We start from the raw sequence: 17,297 nt of genomic DNA, 5'->3' as shown, positions 1-17,297 counted from the left end.
TTGAGCTATCGTAAATGCTTGAATTACAAGGGGTGGCGCGGGGCCAGTAAAAAAAACCAAAAAAGTCCTCAAGCAACCGGCTTATACGACGATAACTATTACGAAGGTTCTCTAGGCCACACCCGGCGGTTGCCAGGGCCGGAAGCCGCAGTAAACAACCCACGAGGATTTCGTCATGGCTTTAACAGTAAACACCAACCTTGCTTCGTTGAACGTTCAGAACAACCTGAACAAGGCTTCCAGCGCCCTGCAAACCTCCATGCAGCGTCTGTCCTCCGGCCTGCGTATCAACAGCGCCAAAGACGATGCGGCCGGCCTGCAAATCTCCAACCGTCTGACCAGCCAGATCAACGGCCTGGGCGTTGCAATCAAAAACGCCAACGACGGCAGCTCGATTGCTCAGACCGCTGAAGGCGCCATGCAGCAGTCCACCAACATCCTGCAAAGCATGCGTACCCTGGCTCTGCAATCCGCCAACGGCTCGCCAAGCGCTGAAGACCGTAAGTCGAACCAGGCTCAATACGCAGCACTGACTGCTGAATTGACCCGTATCGCTACCACCACTACCTTCGGTGGCAAGAACCTGCTGGACGGTTCTTTCGGTACTACTTCCTTCCAGGTCGGCGCCAACGCCAACCAGACCATCGACATGAGCATCGGTAACGTTGCAGCCAACAACATTGGTTCGCAGCAGCTGAAAAGCCAAGGCGTTGCTCCAAGCGCAACAGGCGTTGCCGGCGGCGCGATCGCTGTTACCGGTGGCGGCCAGTCCTCCAACCTGACCATCGCTGCCGGTGCTTCCGCCAAGCAGATCGCTGCTCAGATGAACGGCGCTGTCGGCGGCCTGGCTGCTACTGCCAGCACTGTTGCCCAGTTCACCGTTGACTCCGCTGCCATTGCTGGTGCAACCCCTGCCAGCGCCAACTTCACCCTGAAAGTGGGCAGCGGTACTGCCGTTCAGTTCACTGGCGTGACCAGCACTTCCGACCTGGCTGACCAACTGAAGTCCAACGCTGCCAAACTGGGCATCACCGTTAACTTCGATTCGACCACTCAAGCGCTGTCGGTCAAGTCTGACACCGGTGAGAACCTGACCTTCAACGCTGGCGACCCAGGCGCTGTAGCCGGTATCAAGGTTGCTACCCAAGACGGTACCGGTACTTTCGGCACTGCCGTAGCCCTGGCTAACACCGCTATCATCGCAACTGGCGCTGTTTCCCTGAACTCCTCCAGCAGCTACTCGCTGAGCGGCGCAGGTGTAACTGGTCTGTTCGCAGCTACCGGTACTGCTGCCAACTCCACCAAAACTACCGTCAACAACACTGACATCACCACTGCTGCCAACGCACAGAACTCGATCGACGTGATCACTCAAGCGATCTCCGACATCGACTCCCAGCGTGCCGGCCTCGGTGCTGTACAAAACCGTTTCGACAACACCGTTGCCAACCTGCAGAGCATCTCCGACAACTCCAGCGCCGCTCGCGGTCAGATCCAGGACGTTGACTACGCTGCTGAAACTGCTCAGTTGACCAAGCAACAAACCCTGCAACAGGCTTCCACTGCGATCCTGTCCCAGGCCAACCAACTGCCATCCGCTGTACTGAAGCTGCTTCAGTAATAGCCATCGGTAGATGAATGACGGAAGGGCGCGTTTACGTGCCCTTTTGTCTTTTGCGTGATGAGGAGATTGGACATGGACATGAGTGTGAAGTTGAACCTGTCTTATCCTGCAGTGGCGCCGCAGAGCGCACCTGCCCCCGTGAGCAGTGACCCGCAGAAAGCCAAGGTAGATCCTGTACCGGTAACGGCTCAAACACAGCAGGACTCGAAGCCGTCCGACCTTGAACAGGCAGTGACGGATATTCGCAAATTTGTACAGGCTGCCCAGCGCAACCTGGAGTTTTCCATTGATGACTCCACCCATCAGGTGGTGGTCAAGGTGATTGCGACCGACAGTGGCGAGGTGATCCGCCAGATCCCTTCGGAAACCGCATTGAAACTCGCACAAAGTCTTCACGACGCCAGCAATGTGCTGTTTGACGCTAAAGTCTGAGCTGGCATGAATTTTGTTGCTGTAGCTGCTTTAGGCGTCGTTCGTCAATAAAGCGCCAGCCCCGGATCAGGAGAAAACATCATGGGTGACATATCCATCAGCGGCCCGGTAACGGGCATTGATACCCAGTCGATCGTGACCGCCTTGGTGAACGCTGAGCAGGCGCCGAAGCAATCGCAGATCAACAAACAGTCGACGACCTCGACCGCCCAGCTGTCATCAATCGGCAAGATTCAGGCTGCCCTGGATGCCTTCCGTGGCGCCATGGACAACATGTCCAAGGATGCGAGTATCGGTGGCCTGACGGCGACGACTTCAGACCCCAACGTTTCCAGTGTGACCCTGGGCGCCAATGCTTCGGCCGGCAGCTATCTGCTGGTAGTCAACCAGCTGGCGACTGCCTCCAAACTGGCTACCAAAACCTTTGCCGGCGGCGCATCCACGGTCGTCAACTCCGGTACCTCGGCGACTTCGCTGACGATTTCCCAGTCGGGCCAAAGCTACGCAGTCAGCGTGCCCGCGGGCGCGACGTTGCAGCAAGTGCGTGACTCGATCAACGCACAGCTCACCAGTTCAGGCCTCAGTGCCAACATCCTGACTGATGCCACTGGTTCGCGGATGGTCCTGACGTCAACCAATACCGGTGTCGGCACTGATATTACAGTGGGTGGTAACTCCGGGCTGGAAACTGGCACGTCGGTGGTGGGCGCTGCGCCGCAGAATGCGAAGTACACCATTGATGGCACGCCTCAGGAGTCCAAAAGCAACACCCTGACCGATGCAATCAGCGGCGTGAGTATCAAATTGAGCGCTGTGTCGCCCTGGCCTGCCGGGGTTACCGATGCGAACTCCACGGGCGTTCTGCGCTCGTCTTCGACCATCACCGTCGCAAGGAGCACCGACACGCTCAAGAGTGCGGTCAAGGGCTTTGTTGACACCTATAACGCATTGCTCACAGCGATAAGCGCCGAGACCAAGGTGACCACCAACCCGGACGGTACCACCACGCCTTCGGCGCTGACGGGCGATGCCACCATGCGTACCCTGCAGTCGGCCATTCGTGCTGAGCTGAACGCGATGGCAGGCACGGGTTCCTTGAAGTCGCTGGCGCAGTTTGGCGTGAACACTGACCAGAGCACCGGCAAACTGAGCATCGACGACAAGCTGTTCAGTGCAGCTATTGCGACCAACCCGACCGACATCGGCGGAATTTTCAACGGCGATAACGGCCTGCTGTCGCGCATGAAGTCCGCGACTGACAGCTATGCGCAGACCAACACCGGCGTGCTCGCTACACGGTCCTCGACCCTGTCCGACACGATCAAGGACCTGCAAAATCAGCAGGACACCCTGACAGCGCGCATGGCGGCCCTGAAGGTAAGCCTGACCGCCAAATACACGACGATGAACAACTTGGTTGCCCAGCTCACCGCTCAACGAACCAGTGTTATGACCACGCTCGATTCGCTGAACAATCCGAAGACCACTTGATCCTCAATGAGGCCGTCCGGCGAGGTGAATGCCTTCGTCGGGCGCGACCTTCGCAAGATCGCCGGGTTAAAGTTTTTTGCGACCCGGTCGACATATTAATCAGAGCCCATCCAATTTAGCTGTCGCCTGTCACGAGGTAGAAACATGAATCCCATGAGAGCCCTTCGCCAATACCAGAAGGTCAATTCCCATGCCCAGATCTCCGAAGCCAGCCCGCACCGTCTGGTCCAGATGTTGATGGAAGGCGCGCTGGATCGCATGGCTCAGGCCAAGGGCGCCATGGCTCGTGGTGATATCGCGCAAAAAGGTTTGTTGCTGGGTAAGGCGATCGACATTTTGATCGGTCTGCGTGACGGCCTGAACCCGGAAAAAACCGAAGATCCGGCCGCTTTGCAGCAGCTCGACAACCTGTATGCCTACATGACCACGCGTTTGCTTGAAGCCAACAGCAAGAGCGATGTCGCCATGATCGACGAAGTAGCCGGCCTGATGATTACGCTCAAGGAAGGCTGGGACGGTATTGCAACACTGTAGGCCTTTTGGCCTGAGGATGATGTCATGAGCCACGCCCTGCAACGGATTGACGAGACCCGCGAAGCCTTGGTCGATGCCTTGGCTGCACGTAACTGGGACGCCATCGGCGAACTGGACATGGGCTGCCGTGCGGTGATCGATGAGGCGCTGAACAACGCGCCCGCGGACGAGGATGCTCTGCGCCAGAAACTGGAGAGCCTGTTGGAGGTGTATCAACAGTTGCTGGAGGTGACGACCGGCGAACGCCAGGCGATTTTTGAAGAGATGTCGCAGATCAATCGCGCGCAAAGTGCGTCAAAGGTTTACCATCTGTTCGGCTGAACGGGCGCAGTTAATCCGAACGCGCGTCATAAATTTGACTGCGCGCGATTTTTTGACTTAACTAGTGCTGTTTTCAGATTTCAGACGGTTGTAACGCAGAAAATGCTTACAGCCATCTAGATTGCCCGCGAGTCCAGGGCATTTGAGTTAACTAGGGAAGTTGCTATTGCATGTGGCGTGAAACCAAAATTCTGCTGATTGATGACGATAGCGTCCGCCGCCGCGATTTAGCGGTCATTTTAAATTTTCTTGGTGAAGAAAATTTACCCTGCGGCAGCCATGACTGGCAGCAGGCGGTCAGCTCATTGTCATCGAGCCGTGAAGTCATTTGTGTGCTGATCGGGACGGTAAACGCTCCTGGCGCAGTTCTGGGCTTGTTAAAGACACTCTCAACCTGGGATGAGTTCCTTCCGGTGTTGCTGATGGGCGATATTTCTTCCGTGGACTTGCCGGAAGACCAGCGCCGCCGTGTCCTTTCCACCCTGGAAATGCCACCCAGCTACAGCAAATTGCTCGACTCCCTGCACCGTGCCCAGGTCTATCGCGAGATGTACGACCAGGCCCGCGAGCGCGGCCGTCACCGCGAACCCAACCTGTTCCGCAGCCTCGTCGGCACCAGCCGGGCGATCCAGCACGTGCGCCAGATGATGCAGCAAGTCGCCGACACCGATGCCAGCGTGCTGATCCTCGGCGAGTCCGGCACCGGCAAGGAAGTGGTCGCGCGCAACCTGCATTACCATTCCAAGCGTCGTGACGGACCATTCGTGCCGGTCAACTGTGGGGCGATCCCGGCAGAGCTGCTGGAAAGCGAACTGTTCGGCCATGAGAAGGGCGCTTTCACTGGCGCCATCACCAGCCGTGCCGGGCGTTTCGAGCTGGCCAACGGCGGCACCCTGTTCCTCGACGAAATCGGCGACATGCCGCTGCCGATGCAGGTCAAGCTGCTGCGCGTGCTGCAGGAACGTACCTTCGAGCGTGTGGGCAGCAACAAGACTCAGAGCGTCGACGTGCGCATCATCGCGGCCACCCACAAGAACCTCGAAAGCATGATTGAGGTCGGCAGCTTCCGCGAAGACCTGTACTACCGCCTCAACGTATTCCCGATCGAGATGGCCCCGCTGCGTGAGCGCGTGGAAGACATTCCGTTGCTGATGAACGAACTGATCTCGCGCATGGAGCACGAAAAGCGCGGTTCGATCCGCTTCAACTCTGCCGCGATCATGTCCCTGTGCCGCCACGGCTGGCCGGGCAACGTCCGCGAGCTGGCCAACCTGGTGGAGCGCATGGCGATCATGCACCCCTACGGTGTGATCGGCGTGGTCGAGCTGCCGAAGAAATTCCGCTACGTCGACGACGAAGATGAGCAAATGGTCGACAGCCTGCGCAGCGACATGGAAGAGCGCGTGGCCATCAACGGCCATACGCCGGACTTCGGTTCCACCGCAATGCTGCCGCCGGAAGGCCTGGACCTGAAAGACTACCTCGGCAACCTCGAACAAGGCCTGATCCAGCAAGCCTTGGACGACGCCAACGGCATCGTCGCCCGTGCCGCCGAGCGCCTGCGCATTCGTCGAACCACCCTGGTGGAGAAGATGCGCAAGTACGGAATGAGTCGCCGCGAAGGTGATGAACAGACAGACGATTGACGCCTGAAATACAAACCGCTGATTAATCAGCGGTTTTTTTTCGGCACGGGTATTGCTACAGCCCTCGCAACGTTCCGTTTAACTGACGGTCAGCCAAGCGAGAGAGCATGATGCCCCACGCCGCCCAACATTCTTCGGCCCCCGATCTTGCAGGGCTCCTCCCTTCTGTAGAGCAGCAAAGCCGACAGGGCCTGGAACAGGCCTTTTCGCTGTTCAACCAGATGTCGAGCCAATTGACTGACTCCTACAGCTTGCTGGAGGCTCGGGTTTCCGAGCTCAAGGGCGAGCTGGCCGTGGTCAGTGCCCAGCGCATGGAAGAGTTGGCCGAGAAAGAGCGCCTGGCTAACCGCCTGCAAAACCTGCTGTCGCTGCTGCCCGGTGGCGTGATCGTCATTGACGATCAGGGCCGCGTGCGCGAAGCCAACCCGGCGGCCGTCGACATGCTCGGCCTGCCGCTGGAAGGCGAGTTGTGGCGCGAAGTCATCACCCGCTGCTTTGCCCCGCGTGAAGACGACGGTCACGAAATTTCCCTGAAAGACGGGCGTCGCCTGTCCATCGCCACGCGTTCCCTCGATTCCGAGCCGGGCCAATTGGTGCTGCTCAATGACCTGACGGAAACCCGCCACCTGCAAGACCAGCTGGCGCGTCATGAACGGTTGTCGTCGCTGGGGCGGATGGTCGCTTCTCTGGCGCATCAGATCCGCACGCCACTGTCTGCGGCGCTGATCTACGCCAGTCATTTGACTGATGAGCAATTGCCGGCCGCCACCCACCAACGTTTTGCTGGCCGTCTCAAGGAACGCCTGCATGAGTTGGAGCATCAGGTGCGCGACATGCTGGTGTTTGCCCGCGGCGAACTGCCGCTGACCGACCGCGTTACGCCTTCGGCGCTGATGCAGTCGCTGCAAGCGGCGGCCGCCACGCATATCCAGGACGTGAATGTGCGTTGGCAATGCGACAGCCACCTCGGCGAATTGCTGTGCAACCGCGACACGCTGGTCGGCGCCTTGCTCAACCTGATTGAAAACGCCACCCAGGCCAGCGGCCCGGGTGCGCGGCTCAAAATCCACTTGTACAGCCGCGAGCAGACCTTGCGCCTGTGCATCAGCGACAGCGGCAGCGGCATCGACCCGGTGGTGCTGCAGCGCCTGGGCGAACCCTTCTTTACCACTAAAACCAACGGTACGGGCCTGGGCCTGACCGTGGTCAAGGCAGTGGCGCGTGCTCATCAGGGAGAATTGCAACTGCACTCCCGTGTGGGGCGTGGCACCTGTGCATTGATGACCTTGCCGCTGTTTTCAGGCGCGGTGAGCGCGGAGTAAAAGGATTATGGCTATCAAGGTTTTGCTGGTTGAAGACGATCGCGCCCTGCGTGAGGCATTGGCTGACACGCTGCTGTTGGCGGGCCATGACTACCGGGCGGTCGGTTCTGCCGAAGAAGCCTTGGAGGCGGTTGACCAAGAGGCCTTCAGCCTGGTGGTCAGCGATGTGAACATGCCCGGCATGGACGGCCATCAGTTGCTCGGCCTGCTGCGCGCACGCCAGCCGCAATTGCCGGTCTTGCTGATGACCGCCCACGGCGCCGTGGAGCGCGCGGTGGATGCCATGCGCCAAGGCGCGGCGGATTACCTGGTCAAGCCTTTCGAGCCCAAAGCCTTGATCGAACTGGTTGCCCGGCATGCCCTCGGCGTGATTCCGGCAGCCGAAGGCGAAGGCCCGATCGCTTTCGAGCCTGCCAGTGCCCAATTGCTGGAGCTGGCGGCCCGCGTGGCGCGCAGCGATTCCACCGTGCTGATCTCCGGCGAGTCAGGCACCGGTAAGGAAGTGCTGGCGCGTTATATCCACCAGCAATCCAGCCGCGCCAAACAGCCGTTCATTGCGATCAACTGCGCCGCTATCCCCGACAACATGCTCGAAGCCACCTTGTTTGGCCATGAAAAAGGCTCGTTCACCGGCGCCATCGCTGCCCAGGCCGGCAAGTTCGAACAGGCGGATGGTGGCACCATTTTGCTCGACGAAATCTCCGAAATGCCTCTGGGTCTGCAAGCCAAGCTGCTGCGCGTGTTGCAGGAACGCGAAGTGGAGCGCGTTGGCGCGCGCAAGCCGATCCAGCTGGACATCCGCGTGGTGGCCACTACCAACCGCGACCTGGCAGGCGAAGTGGCGGCGGGGCGCTTTCGTGAAGACCTGTTCTACCGCCTTTCGGTCTTCCCGCTGGCCTGGCGCCCGTTGCGCGAGCGCCCCGCAGACATCATTCCGCTGGCCGAGCGCCTGCTGAACAACCACGTCAAAAAAATGAAGCATGCCCAGGCGCGGCTGTCGGCCGAGGCTCAGGCGTGCCTGATCAGCTACCCATGGCCCGGCAACGTGCGCGAATTGGACAACGCGATTCAGCGTGCGCTGATTTTGCAGCAGGGTGGATTGATCCAGCCGCAAGACTTTTGCCTGGCTATGGGTAGCGGCATGGCACCGTTGCCCAGCCTGGCACCTGCGCCGTTGGTGGCGGCTGAAGCCGAGTCTGGCGGCCTGGGCGACGACCTGCGTCGCCGCGAATTCCAGATGATCATCGACACCCTGCGTTCCGAGCGCGGCCGCCGCAAAGAAGCCGCCGAACGCCTGGGCATCAGCCCGCGCACCTTGCGCTACAAGCTGGCGCAAATGCGCGATGCCGGGATGGACGTGGAAGCCTACCTTTTCGCCACCTGATAAAAGCGTGGGCCGACAGGGTTTGTCGCCTTTTCTTACGAGTCGCCACGGAGCTGGCACCCTTGTTGCTACTACCCCTAGTAACCGCTGCGTAGTGTCAAAAAATTGCGGGTCGTCGGAGAGAGAAGGTCATGAGCCAGGGTATTGAGTTCAATCGGTTGATGTTGGATATGCGCTCCATGCAAATGGATGCCATGGCTCAACCGAAATCCGTCGCGCAGGCGCCGGAATTGGGCCAAAGCAATTTTGCCGACATGCTCGGTCAGGCAATCAATAAAGTCAGTGATACCCAGCAAGCGTCCAGCCAGTTGGCTACCGCCTTCGAGATCGGCAAAAGTGGCGTGGACCTCACCGATGTGATGGTCGCCTCGCAAAAGGCCAGCGTTTCCTTCCAAGCCCTGACCCAAGTGCGTAACAAGCTGGTTCAGGCTTATCAAGACATCATGCAGATGCCGGTTTAAGGACGAGATTTAAGTCATGGCAGAAGCAGTCGTGGACAACGCACCCGCCAAGGCAGACGGCAAACCGCCGCTGTTTGGCCTGTCGTTCCTGGAAAACCTTTCCGAAATGACCATGTTGCGTCAGGTGGGCCTTATGGTCGGCCTGGCAGCCAGCGTGGCGATTGGTTTTGCCGTGGTGCTGTGGTCGCAGCAACCGGATTATCGCCCGTTGTACGGCAGCCTGGCCGGCATGGATTCCAAGCAGATCATGGAAACCCTCGCCGCCGCTGACATCGCCTACACCGTGGAGCCCAACTCCGGCGCCTTGCTGGTCAAGGCCGACGACGTGGCCCGCGCGCGCATGAAACTTGCCGCCGCCGGCGTGACGCCATCCGACGCGAATATCGGTTTTGAAATCCTCGATAAAGACCAGGGCCTGGGTACCAGCCAGTTCATGGAAGCCACACGCTACCGCCGTGGCCTCGAAGGCGAACTGGCGCGCACCATCTCCAGCCTGAACAACGTCAAGGGCGCCCGCGTGCACCTGGCGATTCCGAAAAGCTCGGTGTTCGTGCGTGATGAACGCAAGCCGAGTGCCTCGGTGCTGGTTGAACTGTTTGCCGGCCGCTCCCTGGAGCCTGGCCAAGTACTAGCGATCATCAACCTGGTTGCCACCAGCGTTCCCGAATTGAGCAAGTCGCAAATTACCGTGGTCGACCAGAAGGGCAACCTCTTGTCCGACCAGGCCGAGAACTCCGCGCTGACCCAGGCCGGCAAGCAGTTCGATTACAGCCGTCGCATGGAAAGCATGCTGACCCAGCGCGTGCACAACATCCTGCAACCGGTGTTGGGCAACGACCGCTACAAGGCTGAAGTGTCTGCCGACGTCGACTTCAGCGCCATCGAGTCGACTTCCGAACAGTTCAACCCCGACCAGCCCGCGCTGCGCAGCGAGCAGTCCACCAGCGAACAACGCACCGCCAGCAATGGCCCGCAAGGTGTGCCGGGTGCCCTGAGCAACCAGCCGCCGGCACCGGCCTCTGCGCCGCAAACCACTGGTGGCGCCGCCGCTACCGCGGGTGCGATTCAGCCTGGCCAACCGCTGTTGGACGCCAACGGCCAGCAGATCATGGACCCGGCCACCGGCCAGCCGATGCTTGCGCCGTACCCGGCAGACAAGCGTAACCAGTCGACCAAGAACTTCGAGCTCGACCGTTCCATCAGCCACACCAAACAGCAGCAGGGCAAAATCAATCGCCTGTCGGTGTCGGTGGTGGTCGATGATCAGGTCAAGGTCAACGCCGCAGACGGTGCCGTCACCCGCGCACCGTGGAGCGCCGACGAATTGGCGCGCTTCACTCGCCTGGTGCAGGACGCCGTCGGTTTCGACGCCAGCCGTGGTGACAGCGTCAGCGTAATCAACATGCCGTTCTCCGCCGAGCGCGGTGAAGTGATCGCCGACCCGGCGTTCTACACGCAGCCGTGGTTCTGGGACATCGTCAAGCAAGTGCTGGGTGTGTTGTTCATCCTGGTCCTGGTTTTTGGCGTGCTGCGCCCGGTGCTCAACAACATCACCGGCCACGGCAAGAAACAACTGGCACTGGCCGGTGGCGACGTCGAGTTGGGTGGCATGGGCGGCCTGGACGGCGAACTGGCCAACGACCGCGTCAGCCTCGGCGGCCCGCAAAGCATCCTGTTGCCAAGCCCGAGCGAAGGCTATGACGCTCAGCTGAATGCAATCAAGAGTCTGGTAGCAGAAGACCCGGGCCGTGTGGCTCAGGTCGTGAAAGAGTGGATCAACGCAGATGAGTGATAATCGAGCCGCTGTTGCCAAGCTCACTAAGGTCGACAAAGCGGCGGTATTGCTGCTGTCCCTGGGTGAAACCGACGCTGCACAAGTGCTGCGCCACATGGGCCCCAAAGAGGTTCAGCGCGTCGGCGTGGCCATGGCGCAAATGCGCAATGTGCACCGCGAGCAAGTCGAGCAGGTGATGAGCGAATTCGTCGAGATCGTCGGCGACCAGACCAGCCTCGGCGTCGGCTCCGACAGCTATATCCGCAAGATGCTCACCTCGGCCCTCGGCGAAGACAAGGCCAACGGCCTGATCGACCGCATCCTGCTCGGCGGCAACACCAGCGGCCTCGACAGCCTCAAATGGATGGAACCGCGCGCCGTGGCCGACGTGATCCGCTACGAACACCCGCAGATCCAGGCGATTGTCGTGGCGTATCTCGACCCGGACCAGGCCGGTGAAGTACTCGGCCACTTCGACCACAAAGTGCGCCTGGACATCATCCTGCGCGTGTCGTCGCTGAACACCGTGCAGCCAGCCGCCCTGAAAGAACTCAACACGATTCTCGAGAAGCAGTTCTCGGGTAACTCCAACGCTTCGCGCACCACCCTGGGTGGCATCAAGCGCGCGGCCGACATCATGAACTTCCTCGACAGCTCGGTCGAAGGCCAGTTGATGGACTCGATCCGCGAGATCGACGACACCCTGTCCGGCCAGATCGAAGACCTCATGTTCGTGTTCAACAACCTCTCCGATGTCGACGACCGTGGCATCCAGGCGTTGCTGCGCGAAGTCTCCTCCGATGTGCTGGTGCTGGCCCTCAAGGGCTCGGACGAAAACGTCAAAGAGAAGATCTTCAAGAACATGTCCAAGCGTGCGTCCGAGCTGTTGCGCGACGACCTCGAAGCCAAGGGGCCGGTGCGCGTCAGCGACGTGGAAACCGCCCAGAAGGAAATCCTCACCATTGCCCGCCGTATGGCCGAAGCCGGAGAAATCGTTCTCGGCGGGAAGGGCGGCGAAGAAATGATCTAAGGCGCGCCCCATGTCGAACAAAGATGAGGCACCCAGCGATCTGATTCGCGCGCGGGATGTCGGCGGGTTCGATATCTGGTCGTTGCCCAGCTTCGATCCGCATGTGCCGGAGCCTGAGCCGGAACCGGTCGAAGAGCCCCCGGCGGAAATGGAAGAAGTGCCGCTGGATGAAGTCCAGCCGCTGACCCTCGAAGAACTCGAAGCCATCCGCCAGGAGGCCTACAACGAGGGCTTCGCGGCGGGTGAAAAAGACGGTTTTCGCAGCACCACCCTCAAGGTCCGCCAGGAAGCCGAGGAGGCGCTGAGCGTCAAGCTGGCCAGCCTGGAGCGCTTGATGGGCACGCTGTTCGACCCCATTGCCGAGCAGGATTCGCAGATCGAGAAAGCCATGGTCGGCCTGGTCGAGCACATCGCTCGGCAAGTGATCCAGCGCGAACTGGTGCTCGATTCCAGCCATATCGAAAGCGTGATGCGCGAAGCCCTCAAGCTGCTGCCGCTGGGCGTCGGCAATGTGCGGCTGTACATCAACCCGCAGGATTTCGAACAGGTCAAAGCCCTGCGCGAGCGCCATGAAGAAACCTGGCGCATCGTCGAAGATGCGGCGCTGCAACCCGGTGGTTGCCGCGTCGAAACCGAACACAGCCGTATCGATGCGACGGTGGAAACCCGCATCAGCCAGATCATGGCCAAGCTCTTCGATCAACTCCACGAACAGGCGCTGCACCCGGCTGAGCCTGACCTGAGCGTTGAGCTGGACGCCCCCGATGCGCCTTGACCGCACCAGCTTCGCCAAGCGCTTGAGTGGCTATGCCGAAGCCACTGAGCTGCCCGGCCAGCCCATCCTCGAAGGGCGCCTGTTGCGCATGGTCGGCCTGACCCTCGAAGCCGAAGGCCTGCGCGCCGCCATGGGCAGCCGCTGCATGGTGATCAACGACGACAGCTACCACCCGGTGCAGGTCGAAGCCGAAGTGATGGGCTTTTCCGGCAGCAAGATTTTCCTGATGCCCGTGGGCAGCCTGGCGGGCATCGCCCCGGGCGCCCGCGTGGTGCCGCTGGCCGACACCGGCCGCCTGCCGATGGGCATGAGCATGCTCGGCCGCGTGCTCGACGGCGCCGGCCGCGCGCTGGACGGCAAAGGCGGCATGAAGGCCGAAGACTGGGTGCCGATGGACGGCCCGACCATCAACCCGCTTAATCGCAACCCGATCAGCGTGCCGCTGGACGTGGGCATTCGCAGCATCAACGGGTTATTGACGGTCGGCCGCGGCCAGCGTCTGGGCCTGTTCGCCGGTACCGGTGTGGGTAAGTCGGTGCTGCTGGGCATGATGACGCGCTTTACCGAGGCCGACATTATTGTGGTCGGGCTGATCGGTGAGCGGGGCCGTGAGGTGAAGGAATTCATCGAGCACAGCCTCGGTGAAGAAGGCCTCAAGCGTTCCGTTGTCGTTGCATCCCCGGCGGACGATGCGCCATTGATGCGTTTGCGCGCCGCGATGTATTGCACGCGCATCGCCGAGTATTTTCGCGACAAGGGCAAGAATGTCCTGTTGCTGATGGATTCGCTTACGCGTTTCGCCCAGGCCCAGCGGGAAATCGCCCTGGCCATCGGCGAACCGCCCGCGACCAAAGGCTATCCGCCGTCGGTGTTCGCCAAGTTGCCGAAACTGGTGGAGCGCGCCGGTAATGCCGAGGCCGGTGGTGGTTCGATCACCGCGTTCTACACCGTGCTTTCAGAAGGCGACGACCAGCAGGACCCGATTGCCGACTCGGCGCGGGGCGTGCTCGACGGGCACATTGTGTTGTCGCGGCGTCTGGCCGAAGAAGGGCACTACCCGGCCATCGACATCGAAGCGTCCATCAGCCGGGTGATGCCGGCGGTGGTGACGCCGGAGCACATGGCTCGCGCGCAGCAGTTCAAGCAATTGTGGTCGCGCTATCAGCAGAGCCGTGACCTGATCAGCGTCGGCGCCTATGTGGCCGGTGGCGACCGCGAAACCGACCTGGCAATTGCCTTGCAGCCGCAATTGGTGACCTACCTGCGTCAGGGCCTCAACGACAAGATCAGCATGGGCGAAAGCGAAGCGCACCTGGGCTCGATCTTCGCCCCGGCGCCAGGCGGCTAAGCCATGGCCAGCACGCGCTCTTCACGCTTGGCTCCGGTGGTAGACATGGCCGAAAAGGCCGAGAAAACCGCTGTGCAGCGTTTGGGGTATTTTCAGGGGCAAGTACGCTTGGCCGAAAGCAAGCTGGGCGATCTGGAGCGGTTTCGCGGCGAATACCAGCAGCAGTGGATCGATCGCGGCAGCAAGGGCGTGTCGGGCCAGTGGCTGATGGGTTATCAGGGCTTTCTCAACCAGCTTGAGACGGCTGTGGGGCAGCAGCGCCAAAGCCTGGCCTGGCACCAGACCAACCTCGACAAGGCCCGCGAAAGCTGGCAAGCGGCCTTCGCCCGGGTCGAGGGTTTGCGCAAGCTGGTGCAGCGTTATATCGATGAGGCGCGGGCGCTTGAAGACAAGCGTGAGCAAAAGCTGCTGGATGAACTATCGCAGCGCCTTCCTCGCCAATCGCAGTACTAAAAATGTGTGCGGGCTTATGTGGGAGCTGGCTTGCCTGCGATAGCGGTACATCAGTTGCTGATGAGTCCACTGAGCCACCGCTATCGCAGGCAAGCCAGCTCCCACAGTTGATTGGCGGTGTTGCTCATATCCGGTACAGCTGCTAAACCTTGTCTCATATTGCCAAAGACAAGGAAGCAGTCGCATGTCAGTTGAGTCAGAAGTATCCCTGGACGGGAAGAAGTTGACGATCGCGGTCAAAGGCCGGTTCGATTTCGGTAGCCACCAGACGTTTCGTGACGCCTACGAGCGTTTCTACAAAGTCCCTGAGCAGTACATCGTCGACCTCAAAGACACCACCTACATGGACAGCTCGGCCTTGGGCATGCTCCTGCTGCTGCGCGACCATGCCGGTGGCGACGACTCGGAAGTCCGGGTGGTCAACAGCAATTCCGATGTGCGCAAGATCCTCGCCATCTCCAATTTCGACAAACTGTTCGACATCAGTTGAACGCCTTGGCCCCGGTCCTGGAAGCGCTGACGATCCTGATTGCCGAAGACAGCGCGGCGGATTTGCTGTTGCTGTCGACTATCATCCGGCGCCAGGGCCATCAGGTGCTGACCGCCACCAATGGCGCGCAAGCCGTCGAGGTTTTCACCCGCGAGCGCCCGCAACTGGTGTTGATGGATGCGTTGATGCCGGTGATGGACGGTTTCGAAGCCGCGCGCCAGATCAAGCAGCTTGCCGGGGAAGCGCTGGTGCCGATCATTTTCCTCACCTCCCTGCGCGAGAGCGAGGCCCTGGCCCAATGTCTGGATGCCGGGGGCGATGACTTTCTGCCCAAACCCTATAACCAACTTATCCTGGCGGCGAAGATCAACGCCATGGACCGTCTGCGCCGTCTGCAAGCCACGGTGTTGCAGCAACGCGACCAGATCGCCAGGCACCACGATTACCTGCTGCACGAACAGCGCGCGGCCAAGGCGGTGTTCGACAAGGTCGCGCATTCCGGCTGCATCAATGCCGCGCCGAATATTCGTTACCTGCAATCGCCGTATGCGCTGTTTAACGGCGACCTGCTGTTGGCGGCGTACACGCCCTCGGGTGACATGCACGTGCTGCTCGGCGATTTCACCGGCCACGGCTTGCCGGCGGCGGTGGGCGCCATGCCGCTGGCGGAAGTGTTCTACGGCATGACCGCCAAGGGTTACGGCCTGGCGCAGACGCTGCGCGAGATGAACGTCAAGCTCAAGCGCATCCTGCCGGTGGACATGTTCTGTTGCGCCACGCTGCTGTGCCTGAGCGCCCAGCGGCGTGTGGTGGAGGTGTGGAACGGCGGCATGCCCGAGGGCTATGTGCATGAAATCGCCACGGGTAAGCGCACACCGTTGATGTCGCGGCATTTGCCGTTGGGCGTGCTCTCGGCGGAGGCTTTTGACGACAGCACGGAAGTCTGGCCGATGGCCCTGGGCGACCGGGTGTTTCTGCTTTCCGATGGTGTGCTGGATACCGCCGATGCCAATGACCAATTGTTCGGCGCCGCGCGCTTGCAGCAGGTGTTTGCCGCCAACCGCGAGCCGGATCGCCTGTTTGAAGACATCGAACAGGCCCTGGCGGCGTTTCGGGGCGAGGCCCGGGACGATGTGAGCATGGTGGAAATCACGTTGCAGGCTGGCCAGTCGCTGCGCGCGGCCGAGCCTCTGTACGCTGACAGCGGCCAGTCGTGCCCGCTGGATTGGTCGGTGAGTTTTGAGTTTCGCGCGCAGACGCTCAAAAGCTACAACCCGTTGCCGTATCTGCTGCAATTGCTGCTGGAGATCCACGGCCTGCGTGCTCAGAGCGGGGCGCTGTACAGTGTGATGGCCGAGTTGTATTCCAACGCGCTGGAGCATGGCGTGCTGGGCCTGGATTCGCAGCTCAAGCGGGATGCTCAGGGGTTTGCTCACTACTATCGCCAGCGGAATGAGCGTTTGGCGCAGTTGAACAGCGGTTATGTGCGTGTGCATGTGCAGGTGGTGCCCACCGATATGGGCGGCAAGATGACGCTGCGTATCGAGGACAGTGGTCCTGGGTTTGATGTGGAGCAGGTGCTGGCGCGGCCGCTGGATATTGACCGTCTGTCTGGCCGTGGTTTGAGCCTGGTGCGTCAGTTGAGCAGCGATGTACGCTGGTCCGATGGCGGGCGCAGTGTCTGCGTGGAGTTTTGCTGGGGGGCTCTGGCATAATCCGCCGATTCTTGATCAAGGAGCGAGCAAGTGGCCGAGATTCATCTGGACCCCGACGTGTTGTCGGGTTTGCAGGAGGTTATGGAGAGTGAGTATCCCAAACTGTTGGATACCTTTCTCGATGACTCGCAAAAGCGTGTCGAGGCGTTGCGTAAGTCTCGGGATGATGCCAAGGCGTTGGGGCGGATTGCGCATAGTTTCAAGGGCAGCAGCGGGAACCTTGGGGCGGTGAGGTTGGCGCAGTTGTGTCAGCGGTTGGAGGTTGAGTCTGTGGGGTCGGCGGCTGGGGATCTTTGGGCGTTGGTGGATCAGATTGATCATGAGTTTGCTTTGGTTCGGCCGATGTATGAGTCGGAGCGGGAGCGGTTTCAGCTTTAGATGGGTTGAGTACATATCCGTTGCTGCGGTAACGGCTGGTATTGGTTCCGCCCTTACGGCGGGTCACTTTTTGAAGAGCGCAAAAAGTAACCAAAAACGCTTCGCCCCACCACTCGGCA

Annotated in this window: 17 protein-coding genes; all 17 read left to right on the top strand. The window is 60.5% G+C overall.

Annotation, left to right across the window (positions count from 1 at the left end):
- The first annotated feature begins 175 nt into the window (after positions 1–175).
- The 17 genes from BFW87_RS02430 (at position 176) to BFW87_RS02350 (ending at position 17,178) form a co-directional block, all read left to right on the top strand.
- On the top strand, positions 176–1,621 hold the full coding sequence (locus tag BFW87_RS02430; RefSeq protein WP_078738393.1) for a flagellin N-terminal helical domain-containing protein: 1,446 nt from the start codon (positions 176–178) through the stop codon (positions 1,619–1,621).
- Between the two features lie 75 nt (positions 1,622–1,696).
- Positions 1,697–2,056: a flagellar protein FlaG gene (locus tag BFW87_RS02425; protein ID WP_078738392.1), complete on the top strand. Its 360-nt coding sequence runs from the start codon at positions 1,697–1,699 to the stop codon at positions 2,054–2,056.
- Positions 2,057–2,137: 81 nt separating this feature from the next.
- Positions 2,138–3,547: a flagellar filament capping protein FliD gene (gene fliD / locus BFW87_RS02420; RefSeq protein ID WP_078738391.1), complete on the top strand. Its 1,410-nt coding sequence runs from the start codon at positions 2,138–2,140 to the stop codon at positions 3,545–3,547.
- 144 nt (positions 3,548–3,691) lie between these two features.
- Positions 3,692–4,081, top strand: coding sequence for a flagellar export chaperone FliS (gene fliS / locus BFW87_RS02415; RefSeq protein WP_078738390.1), 390 nt, complete (start codon positions 3,692–3,694; stop codon positions 4,079–4,081).
- A gap of 24 nt (positions 4,082–4,105) precedes the next feature.
- The gene (fliT, locus tag BFW87_RS02410) at positions 4,106–4,402 is read left to right on the top strand and encodes a flagellar protein FliT (protein ID WP_078738389.1); all 297 of its coding nucleotides are present in this window, start codon (positions 4,106–4,108) and stop codon (positions 4,400–4,402) included.
- Between the two features lie 170 nt (positions 4,403–4,572).
- Positions 4,573–6,048 (top strand): sigma-54 dependent transcriptional regulator, encoded by a 1,476-nt coding sequence (locus BFW87_RS02405; protein ID WP_078738388.1) that lies wholly within the window; start codon positions 4,573–4,575, stop codon positions 6,046–6,048.
- A 110-nt stretch (positions 6,049–6,158) separates the two neighbouring features.
- Entirely contained in the window at positions 6,159–7,370 is a 1,212-nt protein-coding gene (locus BFW87_RS02400; RefSeq protein WP_078738631.1) for a sensor histidine kinase, read from the top strand.
- A 7-nt stretch (positions 7,371–7,377) separates the two neighbouring features.
- Positions 7,378–8,754, top strand: a complete 1,377-nt coding sequence (locus BFW87_RS02395) for a sigma-54-dependent transcriptional regulator (RefSeq protein ID WP_078738387.1) — start codon at positions 7,378–7,380, stop codon at positions 8,752–8,754.
- 131 nt (positions 8,755–8,885) lie between these two features.
- On the top strand, positions 8,886–9,215 hold the full coding sequence (fliE, locus tag BFW87_RS02390) for a flagellar hook-basal body complex protein FliE (RefSeq protein ID WP_078738386.1): 330 nt from the start codon (positions 8,886–8,888) through the stop codon (positions 9,213–9,215).
- Positions 9,216–9,231: 16 nt separating this feature from the next.
- On the top strand, positions 9,232–11,007 hold the full coding sequence (gene fliF / locus BFW87_RS02385) for a flagellar basal-body MS-ring/collar protein FliF (protein ID WP_078738385.1): 1,776 nt from the start codon (positions 9,232–9,234) through the stop codon (positions 11,005–11,007).
- Positions 11,000–12,019: a flagellar motor switch protein FliG gene (gene fliG, locus BFW87_RS02380; RefSeq protein ID WP_010208743.1), complete on the top strand. Its 1,020-nt coding sequence runs from the start codon at positions 11,000–11,002 to the stop codon at positions 12,017–12,019. Before fliF ends, fliG begins: the two co-directional genes overlap by 8 nt.
- 10 nt (positions 12,020–12,029) lie before the next feature.
- Entirely contained in the window at positions 12,030–12,794 is a 765-nt protein-coding gene (gene fliH, locus BFW87_RS02375; RefSeq protein WP_078738384.1) for a flagellar assembly protein FliH, read from the top strand.
- Positions 12,784–14,142, top strand: coding sequence for a flagellar protein export ATPase FliI (fliI, locus tag BFW87_RS02370; RefSeq protein ID WP_078738383.1), 1,359 nt, complete (start codon positions 12,784–12,786; stop codon positions 14,140–14,142). The genes fliH and fliI overlap by 11 nt, the downstream gene beginning before the upstream one ends.
- Before the next feature lie 3 nt (positions 14,143–14,145).
- A complete protein-coding gene (gene fliJ, locus BFW87_RS02365; RefSeq protein ID WP_078738382.1) occupies positions 14,146–14,595 on the top strand; it encodes a flagellar export protein FliJ in 450 nt (149 codons plus the stop codon).
- 184 nt (positions 14,596–14,779) lie between these two features.
- Positions 14,780–15,085, top strand: coding sequence for an STAS domain-containing protein (locus BFW87_RS02360; RefSeq protein WP_078738381.1), 306 nt, complete (start codon positions 14,780–14,782; stop codon positions 15,083–15,085).
- Positions 15,082–16,800, top strand: a complete 1,719-nt coding sequence (locus BFW87_RS02355) for an ATP-binding SpoIIE family protein phosphatase (protein WP_078738380.1) — start codon at positions 15,082–15,084, stop codon at positions 16,798–16,800. Before BFW87_RS02360 ends, BFW87_RS02355 begins: the two co-directional genes overlap by 4 nt.
- A 30-nt stretch (positions 16,801–16,830) precedes the next feature.
- Entirely contained in the window at positions 16,831–17,178 is a 348-nt protein-coding gene (locus BFW87_RS02350; protein WP_078738379.1) for an Hpt domain-containing protein, read from the top strand.
- Positions 17,179–17,297 lie beyond the last annotated feature (119 nt).

Source organism: Pseudomonas fluorescens, assembly GCF_002022275.1.
Taxonomy (GTDB): domain Bacteria; phylum Pseudomonadota; class Gammaproteobacteria; order Pseudomonadales; family Pseudomonadaceae; genus Aquipseudomonas; species Aquipseudomonas fluorescens_AJ.
The sequence above is the reverse complement of the archived record's forward strand: the minus strand, read 5'-3'. Positions and strand labels throughout refer to the sequence as shown.

Coding starts and splice junctions, on each gene's coding strand:
- BFW87_RS02430 (WP_078738393.1), top strand. CDS start 176: ATGGCTTTAACAGTAAACACCAACCTTGCTTCGTTGAACGTTCAGAAC.
- BFW87_RS02425 (WP_078738392.1), top strand. CDS start 1,697: ATGGACATGAGTGTGAAGTTGAACCTGTCTTATCCTGCAGTGGCGCCG.
- fliD (WP_078738391.1), top strand. CDS start 2,138: ATGGGTGACATATCCATCAGCGGCCCGGTAACGGGCATTGATACCCAG.
- fliS (WP_078738390.1), top strand. CDS start 3,692: ATGAATCCCATGAGAGCCCTTCGCCAATACCAGAAGGTCAATTCCCAT.
- fliT (WP_078738389.1), top strand. CDS start 4,106: ATGAGCCACGCCCTGCAACGGATTGACGAGACCCGCGAAGCCTTGGTC.
- BFW87_RS02405 (WP_078738388.1), top strand. CDS start 4,573: ATGTGGCGTGAAACCAAAATTCTGCTGATTGATGACGATAGCGTCCGC.
- BFW87_RS02400 (WP_078738631.1), top strand. CDS start 6,159: ATGCCCCACGCCGCCCAACATTCTTCGGCCCCCGATCTTGCAGGGCTC.
- BFW87_RS02395 (WP_078738387.1), top strand. CDS start 7,378: ATGGCTATCAAGGTTTTGCTGGTTGAAGACGATCGCGCCCTGCGTGAG.
- fliE (WP_078738386.1), top strand. CDS start 8,886: ATGAGCCAGGGTATTGAGTTCAATCGGTTGATGTTGGATATGCGCTCC.
- fliF (WP_078738385.1), top strand. CDS start 9,232: ATGGCAGAAGCAGTCGTGGACAACGCACCCGCCAAGGCAGACGGCAAA.
- fliG (WP_010208743.1), top strand. CDS start 11,000: ATGAGTGATAATCGAGCCGCTGTTGCCAAGCTCACTAAGGTCGACAAA.
- fliH (WP_078738384.1), top strand. CDS start 12,030: ATGTCGAACAAAGATGAGGCACCCAGCGATCTGATTCGCGCGCGGGAT.
- fliI (WP_078738383.1), top strand. CDS start 12,784: ATGCGCCTTGACCGCACCAGCTTCGCCAAGCGCTTGAGTGGCTATGCC.
- fliJ (WP_078738382.1), top strand. CDS start 14,146: ATGGCCAGCACGCGCTCTTCACGCTTGGCTCCGGTGGTAGACATGGCC.
- BFW87_RS02360 (WP_078738381.1), top strand. CDS start 14,780: ATGTCAGTTGAGTCAGAAGTATCCCTGGACGGGAAGAAGTTGACGATC.